Consider the following 19,391-nt stretch of genomic DNA (forward strand, 5'->3'; position numbering starts at 1 on the left):
GCGGGTCTCGCTACGCCTCGGCGGGGTGCGGCGGGAGGTGGGCGGCGGGAGCCGTTTCCTGGGGCCGGTGTCGGAGGCGTGTGGCACCCTCTGCGAGGAGTCCGCAGGCGGCGGACGGAGCGGAGCGGCAATGATCGAGCTGGACCTGAACGGACGGACGGCCCTGGTGACGGGGTCGGGGCAGGGCATCGGACTCGCGATCGCCGTCGGGCTGGCGCGGGCCGGCGCCGAGGTGGTCGTCAACGCGCGGTCGGAGCGCTCGGTGCGGCGTGCGATCAAGGACGTGCGCGCGGCTGTGCCCGACGCCTCTGTGCGCGGTGTGGCCGCCGACGTCTCGAGCGAGGCCGGGACGGCGAAGCTGCTCGAGTCGGTGCCGCGCGTGGACGTGCTGGTCAACAACCTCGGCATCTTCGGCAGCACCGAGCCGCTCGACATCACCGACGACGAGTGGCGGCGCTACTTCGAGGTCAACGTGCTCACCGGCGTCCGCCTCACCCGCGCCTACCTGCCCGCGATGACGGAGGCGGGCTGGGGCCGCGTCCTCTACATCGGCAGCGACTCCGCCGTCGTCACGCCCGCCGAGATGATCCACTACGGCGTCTCGAAGACCGCGCTGCTCGGCGTCTCCCGCGGCTTCGCGAAGGCCGCCGCCGGCACCGGCGTCACCGTCAACAGCGTCCTGGCCGGGCCGACCCACACCGGCGGCGTCGAGGACTTCGTCTACGAGCTCGTCGACCACTCCCTCCCGTGGGAGGAGGCGCAGCGCGAGTTCATGCGGCTGCACCGCCCGCAGTCGCTGCTCCAGCGCCTGATCGAGCCGGAGGAGATCGCGAACATGGTCGTCTACCTGGCGTCGCCGCTCGCCTCGGCGACCACGGGCGCCGCGGTGCGGGTGGACGGCGGGTACATCGACGCGATCGTGCCGTGACGCCTGCACTCGAGGCGCCAGGCGCCGGAGGCCTCAGCGTGCCGGTGCCGGCGCCGGGGACGGGAACGTCAGCGACGTGAAGCGCCGCACCTGCTCCGTCAGGGCGCGCTCCGTCGGCAGCCGCTCCATCGAGGAGGCGCCGTAGAAGCCGTCGAGGCCGACCGCGTTGCTGAGCACGTACTGCGCGTCCTCCGGCTCGGCGACGGGGCCGCCGTGCACGAGCACGATCACGTCGCTGCGGACGCGGCGGGCTGCGGCCGCCCAGGCCGTGGCCAGCTGGACGCCGTCGTCGAGGGTCCGTGCGGTCTCGGCGCCGATCGAGCCGCCGGTGGTCAGACCCAGATGCACCACGACGACGTCTGCGCCCGCCTCGGTCATCGCGACCGCGTCCTCCTCCGAGAACACGTACGGCGTGGTCAGCAGGTCCTCGGCCCGCGCAGCGCGGATGAGCTCGACCTCCTTGTCGTAGCCCATCCCCGTCTCCTCGAGGTTGGCGCGGAAGTTGCCGTCGATGAGGCCGACGGTCGGGAAGTTCTGCACGCCCGAGAAACCCTGGTCCTTCAGCTGCCGGAGGAAGCGCGGCACGTCCAGGAACGGATCCGTGCCGTTCACCCCGGCGAGCACCGGCGTGCGCTGCGGCACGCCGAGGATCTCGCGCCCCATGTCGACGACGATGTCGTTCGCGTTGCCGTAGGCGAGCAGGCCGCTGAGCGAGCCGCGGCCCGCCATCCGGAAGCGACCGGAGTTGTAGATGATGATCAGATCGGCTCCGCCGTCCTCCTCGCACTTCGCCGAGAGGCCGGTGCCGGCGCCGGCGCCGACGATCGGCTCGCCGAGGGCGACCTTGGTGCGGAGACGGTCGAGGATGTCGGTGCGGGCGACGAAGGTCATGAGTGCGCTCCCTGGAGGGTCGGTGTGCGGGGTGCGGTGATCGCCGCGTGCAGCCGGTCGACGGCCGCCTCGGCGAAGGCCGGATCGTTGATGTCGGTGTCGAGCTCGACGAGCTCGACCGGGGAGCCGGCGAGTCCGGCCCGGACCGCTCCGAAGAGCGCGTCGTCGGCCTCGCTGTCGGCGAAGGGTCCGCCGGGCACGGCGATCGCCGAGACTCCGCCGAGCGGGAGCAGCACGGTGGTGGGCCCGGAGGACTCCGCGACCCGCGCGGCCAGGCGCGCGCCCAGCTCGGCGCACTCCGCGGCGGTCGTCCGCATCAGCGTGACGCTCGAGTTGTGGACGTGCAGCCGGCGCTCGTGGAAGCGCTCCGGGACCGTGTCGACGGCGCCGAAGTTCACCATGTCGAGCGCGCCGACCGAGACCACCTGCGGCACGCCGGCGGCGGCCGCGGCGCGCAGGCGGTCGGGCCCCGCGGAGAACACTCCCCCGACGAGCTCGTCGGCCAGCTCGGTCGTCGTCAGGTCGAGCACCCCGGCGAAGAAGCCCTGCCGGATCAGCGACTCCATCGCCTTCCCGCCCGACCCGGTCATGTGGAAGACGAGCACCTCGTAGCCGAGCTCCTCCAGCCGCTCGCGCGCCCGGGTCACGCACCGGGTCGTCACGCCGAACATGCTGGCGGCGATCATCGGGCGCACGCCGTCGTCGGGAACGGGCTCGGCGGTGACCATCCCGGCCATCGCCGCCGCGGCGTTGGCGAGGATGCGCAGCGAGATCCGGTTCAGCCCGGCGATGTCGACGACCGAGGGCGCGAGGATCAGGTCGCTGCTCCCGACGTACTGCTCGGTCGCTCCCGACGCGGCCGTCGAGACGATCAGCTTCGGGAAGCCCAGCGGCAGACCGCCGAACGCGGTCGCCGCCAGCGAGGTGCCGCCCGTCCCGCCGAGCGCGAGCGCGCCCTGCACGGAGCCCTGCGCGACGAGGTCGCGGACGACGGCCGTCGCTCCGGCCGCCATGACGGCCATCGCGGCGCCCCGGTCCCCGGCGGCGGCGAGCGCCGCAGCGCTCGAGCCGCCGGCGCGGGCCACCGTGTCGCGATCGATGTCCGGCGCGAGTCCGGGTACGCCGAGCACTCCGGCGTCGATCACGATCGAGTCGACGCCCGCCGATCTCAAGCGGTCGCGGAGGAACGCGTACTCCTCGCCCTTGGTGTCGAGCGTTCCGAGCAACACGACGGTGTGCGGCATCGCGAGGTCCTTCCTCCTCCGGCCCCGTCGCCATCGGTCGATTGACCCGGCCGGGGATTGCTCCCATGATGTGCCGATGACGTATCAGGCAGCGAGTGCCAATGCCTTCCGATTGGTCGCGGTCGGCGCGAACCGGCTCCTCCGGTTGCTCGGCGAGTGGCAGCAGGGCGAGAGCGCGCTGCACGAGGAGCTCGGCGCGGCGCTGCGCACGCTCATCCGCAGCGGGGCTCTGCCGTCGGGGTCGCGGCTGCCGTCCGAGCGGATTCTCGGCGCGGCACTCGGCGTCAGCCGCAACACGGTGACCAAGGCGCTCGACGATCTCCGCGCCGAGGGCCTGCTCTCGAGCAGACGGGGCGACGGGACGTACGTCAGCGCTTCACCGCACCCGCAGACCAGTCGCGGCGGTGACCGCCTCCGCTCGTTCGTCGGCGAGGCCGCGGCCGTCGACCGCATCGACCTGCGGAGTGCGGCGCTGCCCGGCCTGCCGATGGTCGCGGACGAGTTCAACGCGATCGACAGCTCGCGCACCCGCGATCTCGTGGCCGGCCACGGGTACATCCCGGCAGGCCTCGCCGAGCTCCGACTGGCGGTCGCCGGGTACTACTCCGACCTCGGGCTGCCGACGACGCCGGAGCACATCCTGATCACCTCCGGGGCGCAGCAGGCACTCCGGCTCGCCGCCGCGGTGTTCGTCGCCCCGGGCGCCACCGTGCTCGTGGAGGAGCCGACGTTCCGCGGGGCCATCGAGTCGCTCAAGGCGCTGGGCGCGCGCCTGGTCGGCGTGACCTCCGGGCCGGACGGCATCGACGTCGACGAGCTCGCGAAGCTGACCGTCGCCCTGAAGCCGGCGCTGATCGTGGTGCAGTCCACCGCGCAGAATCCGACGGGCTCGGTGCTCGACCACTTCCGCCGGAGCCGCCTGGCCACCCTCTCGGCGCGGCACGGCGTCCCGGTCATCGACGACGCGACACTCGCCGACACGATCATCGACGGCGAGCGCCGCCCCATTCCGCTGGCCGCGGGCGGCGACTCGATCATGACCGTGGGCTCGGTGAGCAAGTCGTTCTGGGGCGGGCTGCGCGTCGGCTGGCTGCGCGCCCGGCCGGACCTCGTGGCCGAGCTCGCCGCGGTGAAGGGCGGCGAGGATCTGGGCACCTCGGTCCTCGCGCAGATCGTGGCCGCGCGACTGCTCGGGCGGATCGAGCGCGCTCGCGACGAGCGGCTGCTCCTGCTGTCGGAGCACCGGCGCCTGGTGCTCGACGCCGTGGCGGAGCACCTGCCGAGCTGGTCGCCGCAGATCCCGCAGGGCGGCGGCTCGCTCTGGATCCGGCTCCCCGAGCCTCGCGCGACGGCCCTGGCGCAGCGCGCGGAGCGGGCGGGAGTGCGGATCCTGCCCGGTCCGACCTTCAGCGTCGACGACCGCCTCGACGACCACGTCCGGATCTCCTACGCCAACGACCCGGCGCTCACCCGGGCCGGGATCGAGATCCTGGCGACGACCTGGAACACGCTTCCCGACTGAGCGCGGACCGTGGGCCATCGCGCCGCTATTGGCTCTCTCCTCGACCGGATCGGCCCTCCAAGCTGAACTCGAAGCGGCGACCGTGCCGCTCGACGCCGAGGTCGAACACCCTGACCTCGTCGTCCGACGAGGAGGTCCGGATGAACGACAGCGCACGAGAGACCGACAGCGCAGGACGAACCGACAGCGCGGAGCAGAACGAGCGCGCGGAGCAGACGAGACGGCACCGCGTCGCGGTGGTGGGCGCCGGCGGCGTCAGCGAGATGCACTTCGACGGCTTCCGCCTGCGGCCCGAGCGGATCGACGTGGTCGCCGTGATCGACCCCTCGCCCGAGCGGCGGGAGTGGGCCACCTCGACCTACGGCGTGCCGAGCGCCTTCGCCAGCATCGCAGAGGCCCTCGCCGACGTCGAGTTCGACGTCGCCGTGGTCTGCACCCCGAGCCACGTCCGGCTCGAGACCGTCCGCGAGCTCGCTGCGGCGGGCAAGCACCTCCTGGTCGAGAAGCCCTTCGCCGACGGGATCGACGAGGCGCGCGAGCTGGTCCGCATCACCGACGAGGCGGGAGTGCAGCTGGCGGTCGACCAGAACTTCCGCGAGCACTACGGCTTCGAGCTCGCCCGTGAGCTGATCCAGGCGGGCCGGATCGGCCGGGTCCGCGTGATCAACCACCGCGAGCTGATGCACCGCGTCGACGAGGGCTGGCGCAACGATCAGCCGCACCACGCTCTGATGGTGATGGGCGTGCACTGGCTCGACGGCTTCCGCCGGCTGATCGACCAGGACGCCACCTGGCTCACCGCGACCACCTTCTCGTCGCCGTCCGTCCCCGCTGTCGGCGAGACCGACGCGAACCTGCAGATCCGCTTCGGCGACGTCACCGTCACCTACACCGACAGCTTCTCGAGCTGGATCACCCAGTGGGACACCATCGTCCTGGGTGACGAGGGCACCCTGCACATCACCGGTGGCGGCATCGTCCTCGCCGGCCCCGACGGCACGGAGCGGATCGAGAACCCGCTGTCGACAGGCGAGGCGAAGCCGCTCACCGCCTACGGTGCGCTGGCCGGTCTCCTCGACGCCGTCGAGACCGGGGTCGAGGCGCCCAACTCCGGCCGCGACAACCTCAAGACGGTGTCGCTGATCGACGGGGCCTACCGCTCGGCCGAGACGGGTGCGCCGATCGATCTGGTGAACGGGCTCCTGCCGTGACCACCGTGCTGGAGCCGGCGCGTCGCACGCCCGCACCGCCGCCCGCGGTGACCCCGCCGGCGCGCACTCCCGTCGCGGCGTTCCGCGAGCTCCTCCAGGTCCGCGCCTTCGCGATCCCGCTGCTCCTCGTGTTCGCGGTGCTGTTCGCGTATCCGCTGGTGCAGTCGCTCTACTGGAGCTTCACCGACTTCGGCGGCTACAGCACCGAGGTGTCCTTCGTCGGCCTCGACAACTACGCGGCGATCTTCACCGACCCGTCGATGATCGCCGGCCTCGGCTTCACGATCCTCTTCACGCTCGGTACGACGGTCCTCGTCACGGTGATCGCGATCCCGGCCGCGGTCGTGCTCAACCGGGCCTTCCTCGGCCGGAACTTCGTCCGCTCGGTCTTCTTCTTCCCGTCGATCCCGAGCGTCGCGATCCTCGGCCTCGTCTGGGGGTTCATCCTCTCGCCGCTCGGCTCCGGCGCCCTGAACTCGCTGCTGCGGAGCACCCTCGGCATCGGACCCGTGCCGTGGCTGTCCGACTCCGCGCTCGCCCAGCTCTCGGTGATCGTGGTGGGGGTGTGGTCGACCGCCGGCTGGCACGCGATCCTCTACCTCGCCTACCTGCAGTCCATCCCGGCCGATCTCTACGAGGTCGCGACGGTGGACGGGGCGAGCGCCCTGCAGAAGTTCCGGCACATCACCGTTCCGCTGCTCACCCCGGCGCTGACGATCAGCTGCCTGCTGCTGATGACCAGCGGCCTCAAGGTCTACGAGCTGCCGTTCACGCTGACCAGCGGCGGACCCGGATTCTCGACCAACACGATCACGCAGACGATCATCCAGAACGGCATCTCGCAGGCCCAATTCGGCCGCGCCTCGGCCCTGGCCGTCGTCTTCATGCTGCTCGTCGGCGCCATCGTCGCCGTGCAGCTCCTGCTCTCGAACCGACTCGAACGGAGGACGTCATGAGCCGCACCGTCGCCGCTCCCGCGCCCGCGACCGCCCCCGATCCGGCGAGCACTCCTGCCCCCGCCCGGTCCGCCGCCCGTCGCTCGGAGGTCCTGCGGCCGGGTGCCCTGCTGACCAGCGCGATCATGCTGCCGCTGGCGCTGATCGTCGGCCTGCCGTTCTACTACATCGTCGTCAACACCTTCAAGACGCAGGCCGAGACGGCCGCCGCTCCGCTCGCGCTGCCGACGGTCTGGCGGCTCGACACCTACACCCGCGTGCTCGAGAGCGTGCCGATCGTCCAGGCCTTCGGCAACACGCTGCTGGTCACCGCCGTCTCGATCGTGCTGATGCTGCTGATCGGCTCGCTGGCCGCCTTCTCGGTGATCCTGCGCCGGTCGCGGTTCGTCACCATCGTCTTCGTGATCGCCTTCCTCGTGCCCGGGCAGGTGACGCTGATCCCGCTCTACCGGCTCTTCGCGCAACTCGGCCTGGTCGACTCGCTGTGGGGGCTGATCCTGATGTACACCGCAGGATCGGTCTTCTGCTACTTCCTGATCGTCGGTTACATGCGCACCATTCCGGGCGAGATGATCGAGGCCGCCAAGCTCGACGGCGCGAGCCCGTTCCAGATCTACTGGCGCATCGCGCTGCCGCTCATCCGGCCGATCCTGATCACGGTCGGCGTGTTCCAGACGATGTGGGTGTGGAACGACTTCCTCACCCCGGTCGTCTTCCTCAGCTCCCCGCAGAACCAGACGCTGGTGCTGCAGGTGTACAAGGCGGTCGGCGAGTTCTCGGTCGACTGGCCGGCGTTCCTCGCCCTCTCCGTCCTCGCCCTGATCCCGATGGTGATCTTCTTCGTCGCCATGCAGCGGCACATCGTCAACGGCCTGCTCGCCGGCAGCGTCAAGGGCTGACCCCTTCCTCCCTCTCCCTCTCCCTCTCCTTCTCCTCTCTCCTCCAGAAAGCGAATCCTGCAATGACGCACAGATCCCGCACCCGCACCCGACTGCGCACCGCACTTCTCGGCGGTGTCGCGCTCGCCCTCGTGCTGAGCGGCTGCTCCGCCGCCGGTGGCGACGGGCGCACGACCCTCACCTTCATGACCTGGGACAGCCCCGAGGTGATGGAGCCGGTGGTCGCCGCCTTCGAGGAGGCGAATCCGGACATCCGCGTCGAGGTCTCGCACGCGCCTCCGGTCGCCGAGTACATCTCGACGCTGCAGAACCGACTCCTGGCCGGCACCGCCGCCGACGTCTTCGTGATGGGCTCCGAGAACAAGACGAACCTCATCGACGGCGAGCTCGTCGTCGACATCACCGACGAGCCCTACATGGACGTCATCGCGCCCCTCAACAAGGAGATCCGCGGCAGGGACGGCCGGACCTACGGCCTCTCGATCTCGTCCTGGTCGACGGGGCTGGCCTACGACGCCGATCTCGTGGCGTCGCTCGGCTACGACGAGTTCCCGACCGAGTGGGACGACTTCGTGCAGCTGCTCCGCGACCTCAAGGAGACGGGCACGACCCCGTACCTCGAGCCGTGGAGCGCGCTGCCCGACAGCATCGCCTCGAGCGTCGGCGCCGCGAACGCCCGCAACGGCGTGAGTGATCTCGACGCCTTCGACGGCGGCGGCTCCTTCGAGGAGAACTGGGCGGAGCCGCTCGGCCAGTGGGCCGAGCTGTTCGACGAGGGCCTGATCTCGCAGGACGTCGTCGGGGTGAACGGCGACCAGGTGCTGGAGGAGTTCGTCACCGGTCGCGCCGCGATGATCCCGATGGGTCCGTGGAACGTCACGAAGGTGCCGGAGCTGAACCCCGACCTGAACTGGGCGATCGCGGGCTTCCCGCAGCCCGACGGCGAGCCGTGGTTCTCGGGCAACGCCTCGCCCGGCTGGGTGATCAACGCGAAGGCGAAGCAACCGGAGGCCGCGCAGGCGTTCCTCGGCTTCCTCGCCAGCCCCGAGGGCGTCGCCGCCTTCCAGAAGGCGACCAACTCGATGACGACGACGACCAACTACGAGCCCGCGATCGACGAGCACCTCGCGCCCAACCTGCTCGCTCTGCAGGAGGACCGGGTGTACCTGCCGCAGGCCGCCTGGCCGCGCTATCAGGACGCGCTGAACGTCGAGATGGTCGCGCAGCTGCAGCTGATGGCGCAGGGGCAGCTGACTCCCGCCGAGGTCGGGGCGGCGCTGGACGCGAAGGTCGCGCAGCTCGGGGGCTGACGCTCTCGGCGCCCGGCCTGCCCGGGCCGGGCGCCCCTTATTGACTGCCATTTGTTTCGACTGCCACTGATTCTGACGAAGGAGACGACATGATCGAGAACCAGACCCGCCGCGGCGGCTTCGTGCCCGCCGGAGGCGCCACCACGGTCCCGCAGGACTGGGGCCGGCTCGAGTGGATGATCGCCGGATCGGAGGGGAACTCCGACGTCCTCACCGTCGGCAAGTGCTTCATCCAGCCCGGCCGCAACAACCCGGTGCATCACCACCCCAACTGCGACGAGGTGCTCACCGTCATCCGCGGCCGCATCCGCAACCGGGTGAACGACGACTACGTCGAGATGGGGCCGGGCGACACCATCTCCATCCCCCTCGGCGCCACCCACAACGCCGTGAACATCGGCGACGAGGAGTGCGAGCTGCTCATCGTGTTCGACACGGCCGAGCGCGAGGTGATCGGAGAATGAGCGTGTCGCGGCTGGCGTTCTCGAAGTTCCTGGAGCCTGCGGAGGTTCCGGTGCTGGTGTCGAGCTTCCGGGCGGAGGGGTACGAGGGGCTGCAGCTGAAGGGGGCGCAGTACGCCGAGTACGTGAACGACCCATCTCGCGCCTTGGCTTCGCTGGGTGAGGATCCGGGGGTCTACTCGGCGCTGATCACCGGGGATTCTCTGGACGAGGCGGGGCAGGAGCGGATCGCGGCGACCATCGCTTTCGCCGCGGCGGTGGGGGCCGAGCGGATCGTGTTCTGCCACGGGCATCCGCACGAGGGGGTGGATGCCGCGATGCGGCGCTCGTTCGCTTCGACGCTGACCGATATCGCCTCTCGGTCGCGGGACGCCGGCGTGGCGTTCTCGCTGCACCACCACACGGACCAGCCGGTGATGGAGCTGGCGGACTTCCGCGAGTTCTTCGACGGGCTGGAGCCGGGGGTGCTCGGGCTGACCGTGGACACGGCGCATCTGGCGCGGTCGGGGGTCGAGGATCTGCCGGGCTTCATCGACGAGTTCGGGGCCTTCGTCGACAACCTGCATCTGAAGGACTACTCGATCCCGGTCGGGCGGGACGGGGAGTGGCGGATCGCCGGGGAGGGCGTGCTCGACCTGGGCGGGGTGCTGGACGCGCTCGGGCGGGCGGGGTACGACGGGTGGATCTGCGTGGACGAGGAGAGCGACGCGACGCTCGAGGAGGGGCTGCGGCGGTCGAAGGGGTGGCTGGGCCGGCACGCCGACGAGGCGCCGGAGCCGCGGGCCACCTGATCGGCGTCGGCGCTCCGCGGTTCGTCACTTTCCGCGCCTCTGCCGCTTCCTTGGCAACGAAAAGTGCCGAACGGCGCGGCCGCCCGGAGCGGAGGCGCTCGACCGCCTCGAGAACGATGCACTTCCGGGGATGTGCAATACCCGCTTCAGGAGCACACTGTCGAGCAGAAAGCCCCGACGGAGGGAGTGCTCGTGCAGCCGCTCGTCTCGACGCCGTGGAGCAGCTTCGCCTCGAAGGAGAGGAACCGGCGCGCGATCGGTCTTCTCGACTCCGTCGGCGGCGTCTTCGGCCTCGGACCGCAGGACGTCGTCCGGGTCCGCTTCGCGCCGGGGCGCGCGAGCACTGTCTCCCTGGACCTGAACGACTGGGCCGGGCCGGCCGTCGTGATGGGCGGCGGCGAGATCGTCGCTGTCATCGGCCGGTCACCGCACGGCCGGGACTCCCGACGCCTGAGCTTCCTCGTCGGGCCGCTCCTCCGGGAGCTGCTGATCGTGCTCGTGCGCGAGGCGCCGTCGTGGGAGCGGGCACCCGGCGGACCGCCGCCGGCGCAGCTGGTCGCTTCCGTCTCGAAGCCGCCCGCCGACGATCTGCGGGAGGCACCCGCCGACGACGGACGACAGCCGGAGCACGAGGACCGGTGGTCACCCGGCAAGGCAGGAAGGGGGAAGCCGTCCAGGATCGTCCCCGACCTGAGCATGCTCGGCGGCGGGGACGCGCCCGCTCCGCCGCCGCGCAGTCCTCGCCCGCCGGGGCGCCGGGTCGCCGAGCCAGCGGCGCCGCGGGCGGGCGGGTTCGTGCGGAAGCCGGTCCCGGCCGCGGCCGCGAACGCGGCGGTGGATCTGCCCGAGACGCTTCGCCTCGGGGTGCTGGAGGATCTCCTCGTCACGGTCGCCGGCGAGGAGGTCGACCTCGCGACCGTCGCGCATCGGAGCCTCGGCAGCATCCGGGGAGTCGTCGGCCGGCCGGTCCTCGTGCGCTTCGCGGCGGAGCGGGCGATCGTCGAGCCGGCCGAGCTCTGGCTCCCGTTCCCCGGCGCGGAGGACCGCGGCGAGAGAACGGCAGGGGTCAGAGCCCTGGTGACCGGCCGGGTGAGCGTCTGGGTGCGCTTCGAGCAGGACGGCGCACTCCTCGGCGTCATCAGGATCGAGTCGGACGCGATCGAGGGCGGAGCGGCGGCCGCGCCGACCCGGCGCCAGGACAGGCTCGATGCCGAAGCGCACCCCCAGACCGACCGGCTGGACATCACGGAGACGACGGTCGAGATCACCCCGGCGACCGAGATGGCACCGGCGGTCTGCGGCACCGTGATCGAGTACGACCTGCACACCGCGGGAAAGACCGTGACGGCGACGATGCCGGTCGATCGCCCCGCCCTCCTCCACGACCTCTACACGGGGATCGAGAAGGTCTGGGTCGAGATCCAGAACGACGTCGGCCGGAACCCGCGCACGAACGGCCGCGCCCGCAGCGCGGGAGCCGAGTTCACCATCCGGCTGCGGGAGATCGGCGAGAACCTCGCCGAGAAGCTCCTGCCGCCAGAGCTCCGCGCCTTCCTGCACGCGCACCGGAAGGAGATCGAGGGCATCACCTTCTTCACGACCGGGGCCGCGCTGCCGTGGGAGATCGTGCACCTCTCCGACTCGTCGGGCGGGAACGGCGTGTTCCTCGGCGAACTCGGCATGGTGCGCTGGCTGCAGGGCACGCATCCGTCCGCTCACCTCAGCGTCTCGATGGCGCGCGCCCGCTGGCTGATCCCGGAGTACCAGGACCCGCTGCCCTTCCTCACCAACGAGAGGGCCTTCCTGGAGAAGAGGATGCGCGCGCAGCCTCTCGCCCCCGCCGACCACACGGGACTCGTCTCGGAGCTGACCGCCCGCGGATTCGATCTGCTGCACTTCGCCGGTCACGGCGACGTCGATGCGGACGAGCCGCTGACGCAGTACCTCCTGGTCGACCCGGGCGCCACCGTCCGCTACGCGGACACCGAGGTCCGCGCCGGCTTCCTCCCGCTGACTCCGCCGCCGACGCGGACCGGGCCGATCGTGATGCTGAACGCCTGCCGCACCGGCGAGCTCCGAGCGGATCACGGCGGATTCGCCACAGCGTTCCTCCAGGGCGGGGCCGAGATCTTCGTGGGATGCCGCTGGTCGGTCGGGTCGCGGGCCGCCTCCAGCTTCACCAGCGCCTTCTACCTGGCGCTCCGCGACGGGGCCACTCTCGCACAGGCGTCCTGCCGTGCCCGCGAGAGCGCTCGGAGCGACGACGACGCGAGCTGGATCGCGTACACCGTCTACGGCAACCCGCAGGCCACCGTCGACTTCGTCGACTGGACGGACGACCACTTGGAGGAGACGCCATGACATCGACCACCGATCGCCTCAGCCGAGCGAGCGTCGCACGACTGCGGACGTGCGTCGTCTCGACCGATGACGGCTACCTGGCCACCACGTCCGGCGACCCGGAGCCGTTCCCGGAGGACTTCGCAACCACCTCAGACCACGTGCGGCAGCTCGTCTTCGACCACTTCGCCACCTACGTCGACGCCCTGCCCGCCGGAATTCCACCCCGGATCATGCTGCACGCGCACGGCGGGCTGGTCTCGGCGACGTCCGCCCTCGCCTATGCCGACGTGACGGCCGACTTCTGGCGGGCGCACCACGTCTTCCCCGTCTACTTCGTCTGGCGGAGCGGCAAGGGGAAGACCTTCTTCGACGTCCTCGACGAGACGCTCTCCGGAGGCGACGACGGCACCCGCTCCGCTCCGACCGACGACATCGTCGAACTGCTCTGCCGGTTCGGTCAGGGCCGGCGCTTCTGGCGGGAGATGAAGGAGGACGCTCGCCGGTGCTCCAGGCCGGAGGGCGGGGCGCTCGCCTTCGCTGAGGTGCTGCAGGAGTACCTCGCCGACCGGGCGACATCGGAAGAGGCACTCGCGCCCGCGGACCGGCATCCACCCGTCGAGCTGCACGCCGTGGGCCACAGCGCCGGCTCGATCTTCCATTCCGCGTTCGTCCCCGCGGCCCGGAGGGTCGGCCTGCCGGCGTTCACCAGCCTCGCCCTGCTCGCGCCCGCCATCCGGATCGACGAGTTCCGCAGCACGCTCGCGAAGGCCGTCAAGAGGAGGGACATCCTCAGCCTGACCCTGTTCACGATGCGGGATGCGGTCGAGAGCGAGGACGACTGCGGACCGTACCGGAAGTCGCTGCTCTACCTGATCCACGGAGCGCTCGAGAACACGCGGCACGTGCCGCTGCTCGGACTCCAGAAGTGCGTCGACGCCGACCCGGACATGAGCGCCTTCTTCTCCACCGATCCGAGGATCGCCGAGGCCGTGTACGCCCACACGGAGGCGACAGCGGGCCGGAGCGCCTCCCACGGGGAGCACCACGGCGACTTCGACGACGACCTCGCCACGATGAACAGCGTCGCCCGGCGGATCCTGCGGCTGCGCGACGACCAGGCGCTCGCGCGGGACTTCCCGTCCGACGACGCGCACTCCGCGAAGGCGCCGCGCGCGGGGCGCGATGCGGGGCCGATCGTCCCTGTGCCCGTGCCGGAGCATCACCGGATGCGCGCCCTCTGCATCGGGATCAGCGCCTATGCGGGCCACGACGCTCTGAACAGCGGCGTGAAGGATGCAGAGCGCTGGGCCGCGGTGCTGGCGGGTTTGGGCTTCGCGCCGACGATCCTGCGCGACAAGGAGGCTTCCAAGGAGGGGATCATGCTGGCGATCCTGGACCTCGTGCTCACCGCCCGACCGGGCGACGTCATCGTGATCCACTACTCCGGTCACGGAGTGGCCGTGCCGGACCTCGACGGCGACGAGCGCTTCCGGCACGGCCGCCGTCGAATGGATTCCGCACTCTGCCCGATCGGCTTCCGCGACGGCACCGTCATCGTCGACGACGAGCTCGCGCTGATCTGGGAGCAGCTCCGGGAGGGAGTCAACGCGACCCTGTTCTTCGATTCCTGCTACGCCGGCGACGCGGCCCGGAACGCCGGAGGCGGCGCCCGAGCGGCCCTCGACGGCGGCGCCGTGACAGCCGGCGCGCTGCGGACGGCCGACGATCCGGGGCGGAACATGCGAACCGTCGAGCTGTCGGCCGCCGAGAGCGCCGCGGCAGGATCGGACTACCGCCAGGCGGGCCCGATCGAAGCGCCCTCTCCGCAGCCCGTCGTGCTGTACAGCGCCTGCTCCCCGACGCAGGTCGCGTACGAAGGGGCCGAGGCCGGCGACTTCACCGCCCTCGTCGTGCCGCTGGTCGAGGACGCCTACCGTCAGCGACTCACGAACCGCGAGTTCCTCGACCGGATCATCGTGGCGTTCGGCACGAACCCCGGCCAGGACCCGATGATGACCCCCGCCCTCGAGTTCGACGAGCGTCCGTTCCTCCGGCCGGTGGTCCCCGTGCCGAGCAGCGGGCAGACCGGGATCGATGCGAGACCTGCTGCCTCGGAGCGGCTCGCCGCCGCAGCCGATCTACTGCGGGCCGCAGCCCGGTTGCTCGAGAGCTGAGTCGGCACCCCCGCGATTCACGACGGGAAGCAGCCACTTCACGCAGTCTCTTACCCTTCCGTGACTGCGCGTCTCCGGCGTCCGCCCACCACCGCTGCCCCCCGGCCGTGGGCCGCACCGTGGGTCGTCCAGCTGGCTGTTGCCCCGCCGAACGGCCTCGCGGCCCGGCGGAGCGCACGAAACCGCCTGTAAGCCGGCTGTGCGAACGCTCTCCCAGAGGGCGCAGACGAGCGCCTCCGCACCCCCGCGGGCGATCTTGACCGTTTTCTCAGCCGCCGGTTACGTTCCGCCTGGAGCGAGGGGCCGCTACGAAGCCGCCCGGGTACTCCTGCGGGGAACAGGACCATCACGATGAAGAAGACGACCAAGGGCGCCATCGCGGCCGGCGCGGCTGCTGTACTGCTGCTCGGCGGCGCGGGCACGCTCGCGTTCTGGAGCGACTCGGAGCCGATCGACGCCGGTGCGATCGAGTCGGGCAACCTGACTCTGGACGTGGCCGCGGGAACGTGGGCCGACGTGACGCCGGGGACCACCACAGGAGCGCTCTTCGACCCCGCCACCGACCTCATCGTGCCGGGTGACATCATCACGTACACGACCGCAGCGACCGTCAGCGGCATCGGCAAGAACCTCGAGGCGACGTTCTCGGCGGTCCTGCCCGCCGCCGCCGGCACCCTCGCCCCGTACGTCGACACCGCGCTCACCGTCGCCGGCGAGACCGACGGCGGCGACTCGCTCGTCTTCGACTTCGAGGACGGCGACACCCAGACGTTCCCGGTCGTCGTCACCTTCACCTTCGACCCCGCCACCGCAGGTCTCGACGGCCAGGACTCGACCCTCGACCTGGCCGAGTTCCAGCTCCTGCTCGCGCAGAACCCCAACGGCGTCACGCCGTAGTCAGCGCGCGACTCACCCAGCAGCCCCATGCCCTCTCGGCTCTCCGCCGTCGCCCTCGGTGCAGCGGCCGTGCTCACCCTCGCTCTCGCGGGGATCGGCACGGCCGCCTACTGGAGCGACGCGGAGACCGTGCCGGGCACCACGCTCCGCTCCGGCAGCCTCGATCTGCTCGCGGGGTCGGCGGCTGCGCAGGTGCAGGACCACGTCTTCACCGCCCTCGATGCGAGGAACGCGGGGCCGGGCAACGTCGCCCAGGCACCGCTCACGCTCCGCAACGCCGGGACCGAGGACCTGCGCTACCGGCTGGACAGCACCGTCGTGACGCCGGCGGCCGCGGCCTCGGCGTTCACCACCGCCGCGACCCTCGTGTCGTCGGCGGCCTCGTGCCCGGCGACGGGCACGCCCACCGGTCTCGCGCTCGTGACCACCGCGCCGCTCGGCTCGGCGACCTCGGCGTACCGGAACCTGCAGAAGGGGAGCAGCGAGGTGTGGTGCATCCGCGTGACCCTGTCGCCGTCCGCGCCGCAGGCCTCCCTGCAGAGCACCAGCACCACCATCGTGTTCCGCTTCCGGGCGGAGCAGCTGTGAGCGCCCCCGCGAGCATCGAGGCGGAGGCCGGAGCGGGGCGGCACGCCGCCGTGCGCTCGAGGGCTCCGCGGCTCAAGGAGGACGGCGCGCTGGTCTGGGTGGGCCGGGTGCTCTCCTGGCTGGCGCTGTTCGTGACCGTGGGCGTGCTGCTGGCGACGGTGGTGGTGCCCCGCGTGACCGGGGCGACCGCCTACACCGTCCTCACCGGCTCGATGCGGCCGGGGCTGCCGCCCGGCGAGCTCGTGGTGATGCGGCCGGTCCCCGCCGACTCGATCGGCGTCGGCACGGTGATCACCTACCAGCTCGCCTCGGGCGAGGGCGCCGTCGTGACGCACCGGGTGATCGCCACGGCCGAGAACGCGCGGGGCGAGCGCACCTTCGTCACCCAGGGCGACGCGAACAACGTGGCGGACCAGGAGCCGGTGCGCGAGGTGCAGGTCCGCGGCGTCCTCTGGTACCACCTGCCGTGGCTCGGCTACCTGAACAGCGCTCTCACCGGTCCGCAGCGCGGCATCGCGACGATCGTCGCCGTGAGCCTCCTCGGCGGCTACGCCCTCGTGATGTTCGGCGGAGCCCTGCTCGACCGCCGCCGGAAATCCAGGAGGGTCTCGTGACCGGCCGCTCCCGGCGCGCGCGGACTGCGCGGCTCGCCGTCGCCGTCGCCGCGGTGGCGCTCGGTGCGATCGCCCCGCCGGTCCTCGCGCCGGCCATCGCCCTCGCCTCCCCCGGATCGCTGCCGGTGCCGGAGGAGGGGCTCGAGCTCAGCACCGACGGCGACGCGTTCGCTCCGCGGATCGACGAGCCCCTGCTCCGCACGGACGAGCGCATCGTGCCCGGCGGCACCTCGACCGCCGTGCTGTACGTGCGCAACACCCGCGCCGAGGACGCCCAGGTGACAGTGGTGCTCGACACCCCGCCGAGCACGCCGCTCTGGGAGGTGCTGGACGTGACGGCCACGGCGGAGGGACGCAGCCTGCCGGTCGCCGAGTCGCTCGAGGTGAGCCCCGCGGGCACGAGGAGCGACCAGCGATCGGTGAGCCTTGGCACGCTCCCGGTCCCTCCCGGCGGCGTCCTGCCGGTGCGGTTGACCTTCACGATGGATCCGGCGGCGGGCAACGAGTACCAGAGCATCAGCGCGTCGGTGCGTCTGAACGTGACCCTGAGCGAGCGCCTCGACGGAGCCGGAGCCGGAGCCGCGTCCGCCGACGACCACGGTCCGTGGCCGCTCCACCTGCCGTCCACCGGCCTCTCCCTCTCGCCGCCGCTGCTCCTCGCCGCCGCCGGCGCGATGGCCGCGGGCCTCGCCCTCCTCCTCGCGATGCGCTCCCGGCGCGCGCCGTCCGCCACCGCGATCTCCGACCCGCACGACCGACCCCGAAGGCAGTCCCCGGATGTCCCGTCCTGAACTCCCGCAGAGCACCTCGGCCTCGCCGCGCTCCCGCCACGCCGCGGAACGCCGCCCGAGGCGCTTCCGTTCGCGCAGTGTCCAGGTGCGCGCCCTGCTCTCCGTCGGCATCCTGCTCGGCGGCGGCGGCGTCGCCACCCTCGCGGCCTGGTCGGACAACGCGACGGCCACCACCACGTTCAGCACGGGCAACGTCGACCTGAAGCTCAACACCTTCGACACCATCACCATCCCCGCCTGGACCAACCTGCGCCCGGGCAGCACGCAGGCGGTGGCGATCGCGGTGAGCAACACCGGCACGCTCCCCGTGACCTACACCGTCGTCGGCGCCGGCAGCGGCACGCTCGGCCCCGCGCTCACCGCGGCCGTCTACACCGGCGGCACGCCCTCGAACCCCACCGGTGGCACCACCTCCTCCTGCAGCGGCACCGCGATCACCGCCACGGGCACGTCGGCACCCTCCTTGGTGGGCACCCTCGTCGGCACGGGCCGCCCGCTGGCCGGCGCCACCGCCACCCCAGCCGTGACCCCGTCGGAGACGCTCTGCGTGCTCTTCACCCTGCCCACCACCGCGGCGACCACCCTGCAGTCGCAGACCACGAACATCACCCTCACGTTCACCGCGACCACCACCTGAGCCCGTGTCGACCGCCCACCACCTCGCCGAGTCGCCGGACGCCTCCCACCGGGACGATCCGCCGCACGACGCGATCGAGCCCGCCGGAGAGGCGGCGCGCGCGGACGCGCCCGCGCGCCCCGGGCGGATGCGGGCCGCGCTCCGCGAGTTCCTGCTCACGGTCGGAGCGGTGCTCGGCACCCTCTGCCTGCTGTCCGCGCTCGCGGCGCTGCTGTTCGGCATCACCCCGCTCGTCTTCCAGAGCGGATCGATGGGGCCCGCGATCGAGACGGGGGCGCTGGGGATCGCCCGCGACATCCCCGCCGCCGACGCGCGGCCCGGCGACGTGGTGAGCGTGGAGCTGCCCACGGGAGTGCGGATCACCCACCGCGTGGTGTCGAGCACCCCGGTCGGCGGCGATCGGGTGTCCCTCGTGCTCCGCGGCGACGCGAACGCGGTGGACGACGCGGAGCCGTACGTCGTCGACCGGGTGGACCTGCTCCTCACGAGCGTGAACCGCGTGGGCTACGTGGTGAGCGCGCTCGCGAGCCCGCCGGCGCTGTTCCTGGGCGGGCTGCTGGCCGGGCTGCTGCTGATGGTGGCGTTCGCTCCGACCAGGGCTGCGCGCCCAGCGGCGACTCAGGAGGCGGGCACCGCCCCTCGCCGCCGGCACCGGCACGCGGCAGGAGGCGCCCTCGGTCTCACCGCCGTGCTGCTCGCGGGCGCGGGGGTCGTCGCTCCCCCGCCGGTGGGGACCACGGCCGCCTTCACGGATGCCGCGCTCGCGACGACCACGGCCGCGACCGGGGCCCTGCCGGTGCCGACGATCACACGCTGCGACGTGAACCTCCTGGGACAGGTGACGCTGACCTTCACCGTGCCCACCGCATCGCTCGCTCAGACCGGGATCGTGGCCACCTACGGCACGGGCGCCGCCACGACGTCGACGACGCCGGTCGAGCCGACGATCCGCACCATCAGCTTCACCCCCGTCAACACCCTGCTGGCCGTCGGCTCCTCCTGGCCCGTGACGGTCTCCACGGTGCTCTCCGGCACCACGTGGCGGGGCACCTCGCCGTCCTACACCGTGACGAACGTGCTGGGCATCGGGAACATCACCGTGCGCAGCTGCAACCCGACCCCTTAGGCGTCCGG

Annotated in this window: 18 protein-coding genes; 16 read left to right on the plus strand and 2 right to left on the minus strand. The window is 71.9% G+C overall.

What is annotated here, in order from left to right:
- Nucleotides 1-133 precede the first annotated feature (133 nt).
- Nucleotides 134-928: an SDR family oxidoreductase gene (locus tag HQQ86_RS12490; protein ID WP_173288809.1), complete on the plus strand. Its 795-nt coding sequence runs from the start codon at nt 134-136 to the stop codon at nt 926-928.
- A 33-nt stretch (nt 929-961) separates the two neighbouring features.
- Here the strand turns inward: HQQ86_RS12490 and HQQ86_RS12495 are convergent, their stop codons facing one another.
- Both HQQ86_RS12495 and HQQ86_RS12500 read right to left on the minus strand, forming a co-directional pair.
- Nucleotides 962-1,819, minus strand: a complete 858-nt coding sequence (locus HQQ86_RS12495) for a phosphoenolpyruvate hydrolase family protein (protein WP_173288468.1) — start codon at nt 1,817-1,819, stop codon at nt 962-964.
- Complete coding sequence (locus HQQ86_RS12500) at nt 1,816-3,063, minus strand: Tm-1-like ATP-binding domain-containing protein (protein ID WP_173288470.1); 1,248 nt, start codon at nt 3,061-3,063, stop codon at nt 1,816-1,818. Before HQQ86_RS12500 ends, HQQ86_RS12495 begins: the two co-directional genes overlap by 4 nt.
- A gap of 76 nt (nt 3,064-3,139) precedes the next feature.
- On the opposite strand from HQQ86_RS12500, the gene HQQ86_RS12505 reads away from it, so the two are divergent.
- From HQQ86_RS12505 to HQQ86_RS12575, 15 genes are all read left to right on the plus strand, one after another.
- Nucleotides 3,140-4,585, plus strand: coding sequence for a PLP-dependent aminotransferase family protein (locus HQQ86_RS12505; RefSeq protein ID WP_173288472.1), 1,446 nt, complete (start codon nt 3,140-3,142; stop codon nt 4,583-4,585).
- A 140-nt stretch (nt 4,586-4,725) separates the two neighbouring features.
- Nucleotides 4,726-5,796, plus strand: coding sequence for a Gfo/Idh/MocA family protein (locus tag HQQ86_RS12510; protein WP_173288474.1), 1,071 nt, complete (start codon nt 4,726-4,728; stop codon nt 5,794-5,796).
- Entirely contained in the window at nt 5,793-6,752 is a 960-nt protein-coding gene (locus HQQ86_RS12515; protein WP_244231694.1) for a carbohydrate ABC transporter permease, read from the plus strand. Before HQQ86_RS12510 ends, HQQ86_RS12515 begins: the two co-directional genes overlap by 4 nt.
- Nucleotides 6,749-7,651: a carbohydrate ABC transporter permease gene (locus HQQ86_RS12520; protein WP_173288476.1), complete on the plus strand. Its 903-nt coding sequence runs from the start codon at nt 6,749-6,751 to the stop codon at nt 7,649-7,651. Before HQQ86_RS12515 ends, HQQ86_RS12520 begins: the two co-directional genes overlap by 4 nt.
- Nucleotides 7,652-7,713: 62 nt before the next feature.
- Entirely contained in the window at nt 7,714-8,961 is a 1,248-nt protein-coding gene (locus tag HQQ86_RS12525; protein WP_173288478.1) for an ABC transporter substrate-binding protein, read from the plus strand.
- Nucleotides 8,962-9,050: 89 nt separating this feature from the next.
- Nucleotides 9,051-9,425, plus strand: coding sequence for a cupin domain-containing protein (locus HQQ86_RS12530; RefSeq protein ID WP_132436793.1), 375 nt, complete (start codon nt 9,051-9,053; stop codon nt 9,423-9,425).
- Nucleotides 9,422-10,213 carry a sugar phosphate isomerase/epimerase gene (locus tag HQQ86_RS12535; protein ID WP_173288480.1) on the plus strand — a complete coding sequence of 264 codons (792 nt, stop codon included), beginning with the start codon at nt 9,422-9,424 and terminating at the stop codon, nt 10,211-10,213. The genes HQQ86_RS12530 and HQQ86_RS12535 overlap by 4 nt, the downstream gene beginning before the upstream one ends.
- Before the next feature lie 192 nt (nt 10,214-10,405).
- On the plus strand, nt 10,406-12,574 hold the full coding sequence (locus tag HQQ86_RS22060; RefSeq protein ID WP_173288482.1) for a CHAT domain-containing protein: 2,169 nt from the start codon (nt 10,406-10,408) through the stop codon (nt 12,572-12,574).
- On the plus strand, nt 12,571-14,730 hold the full coding sequence (locus HQQ86_RS12545; protein WP_173288484.1) for a caspase family protein: 2,160 nt from the start codon (nt 12,571-12,573) through the stop codon (nt 14,728-14,730). Before HQQ86_RS22060 ends, HQQ86_RS12545 begins: the two co-directional genes overlap by 4 nt.
- Nucleotides 14,731-15,081: 351 nt before the next feature.
- Nucleotides 15,082-15,627 (plus strand): alternate-type signal peptide domain-containing protein, encoded by a 546-nt coding sequence (locus tag HQQ86_RS12550; RefSeq protein WP_173288486.1) that lies wholly within the window; start codon nt 15,082-15,084, stop codon nt 15,625-15,627.
- 27 nt (nt 15,628-15,654) lie between these two features.
- Nucleotides 15,655-16,215 (plus strand): SipW-dependent-type signal peptide-containing protein, encoded by a 561-nt coding sequence (locus HQQ86_RS12555; RefSeq protein WP_173288488.1) that lies wholly within the window; start codon nt 15,655-15,657, stop codon nt 16,213-16,215.
- Nucleotides 16,212-16,829 carry a signal peptidase I gene (locus HQQ86_RS12560; protein ID WP_216845348.1) on the plus strand — a complete coding sequence of 206 codons (618 nt, stop codon included), beginning with the start codon at nt 16,212-16,214 and terminating at the stop codon, nt 16,827-16,829. Before HQQ86_RS12555 ends, HQQ86_RS12560 begins: the two co-directional genes overlap by 4 nt.
- Nucleotides 16,826-17,620, plus strand: a complete 795-nt coding sequence (locus HQQ86_RS12565; protein WP_173288490.1) for a hypothetical protein — start codon at nt 16,826-16,828, stop codon at nt 17,618-17,620. The genes HQQ86_RS12560 and HQQ86_RS12565 overlap by 4 nt, the downstream gene beginning before the upstream one ends.
- On the plus strand, nt 17,607-18,257 hold the full coding sequence (locus HQQ86_RS12570) for a TasA family protein (RefSeq protein ID WP_173288492.1): 651 nt from the start codon (nt 17,607-17,609) through the stop codon (nt 18,255-18,257). Before HQQ86_RS12565 ends, HQQ86_RS12570 begins: the two co-directional genes overlap by 14 nt.
- A 4-nt stretch (nt 18,258-18,261) precedes the next feature.
- Complete coding sequence (locus HQQ86_RS12575) at nt 18,262-19,383, plus strand: hypothetical protein (protein ID WP_173288494.1); 1,122 nt, start codon at nt 18,262-18,264, stop codon at nt 19,381-19,383.
- Nucleotides 19,384-19,391: the final 8 nt, after the last annotated feature.

Origin of the sequence: Rathayibacter sp. VKM Ac-2857 (assembly GCF_013205025.1) — a bacterium.
Lineage (GTDB): Bacteria > Actinomycetota > Actinomycetes > Actinomycetales > Microbacteriaceae > Rathayibacter.

Bases quoted from the DNA above. Each gene is read 5' to 3' on its own strand.
- HQQ86_RS12570 (WP_173288492.1), top strand. From the start codon at position 17,607: ATGTCCCGTCCTGAACTCCCGCAGAGCACCTCGGCCTCGCCGCGCTCC.
- HQQ86_RS12535 (WP_173288480.1), top strand. From the start codon at position 9,422: ATGAGCGTGTCGCGGCTGGCGTTCTCGAAGTTCCTGGAGCCTGCGGAG.
- HQQ86_RS12545 (WP_173288484.1), top strand. From the start codon at position 12,571: ATGACATCGACCACCGATCGCCTCAGCCGAGCGAGCGTCGCACGACTG.
- HQQ86_RS12525 (WP_173288478.1), top strand. From the start codon at position 7,714: ATGACGCACAGATCCCGCACCCGCACCCGACTGCGCACCGCACTTCTC.
- HQQ86_RS12495 (WP_173288468.1), bottom strand. From the start codon at position 1,819: ATGACCTTCGTCGCCCGCACCGACATCCTCGACCGTCTCCGCACCAAG.
- HQQ86_RS12555 (WP_173288488.1), top strand. From the start codon at position 15,655: ATGCCCTCTCGGCTCTCCGCCGTCGCCCTCGGTGCAGCGGCCGTGCTC.
- HQQ86_RS12550 (WP_173288486.1), top strand. From the start codon at position 15,082: ATGAAGAAGACGACCAAGGGCGCCATCGCGGCCGGCGCGGCTGCTGTA.
- HQQ86_RS12500 (WP_173288470.1), bottom strand. From the start codon at position 3,063: ATGCCGCACACCGTCGTGTTGCTCGGAACGCTCGACACCAAGGGCGAG.
- HQQ86_RS12530 (WP_132436793.1), top strand. From the start codon at position 9,051: ATGATCGAGAACCAGACCCGCCGCGGCGGCTTCGTGCCCGCCGGAGGC.
- HQQ86_RS12510 (WP_173288474.1), top strand. From the start codon at position 4,726: ATGAACGACAGCGCACGAGAGACCGACAGCGCAGGACGAACCGACAGC.
- HQQ86_RS12520 (WP_173288476.1), top strand. From the start codon at position 6,749: ATGAGCCGCACCGTCGCCGCTCCCGCGCCCGCGACCGCCCCCGATCCG.
- HQQ86_RS12505 (WP_173288472.1), top strand. From the start codon at position 3,140: ATGACGTATCAGGCAGCGAGTGCCAATGCCTTCCGATTGGTCGCGGTC.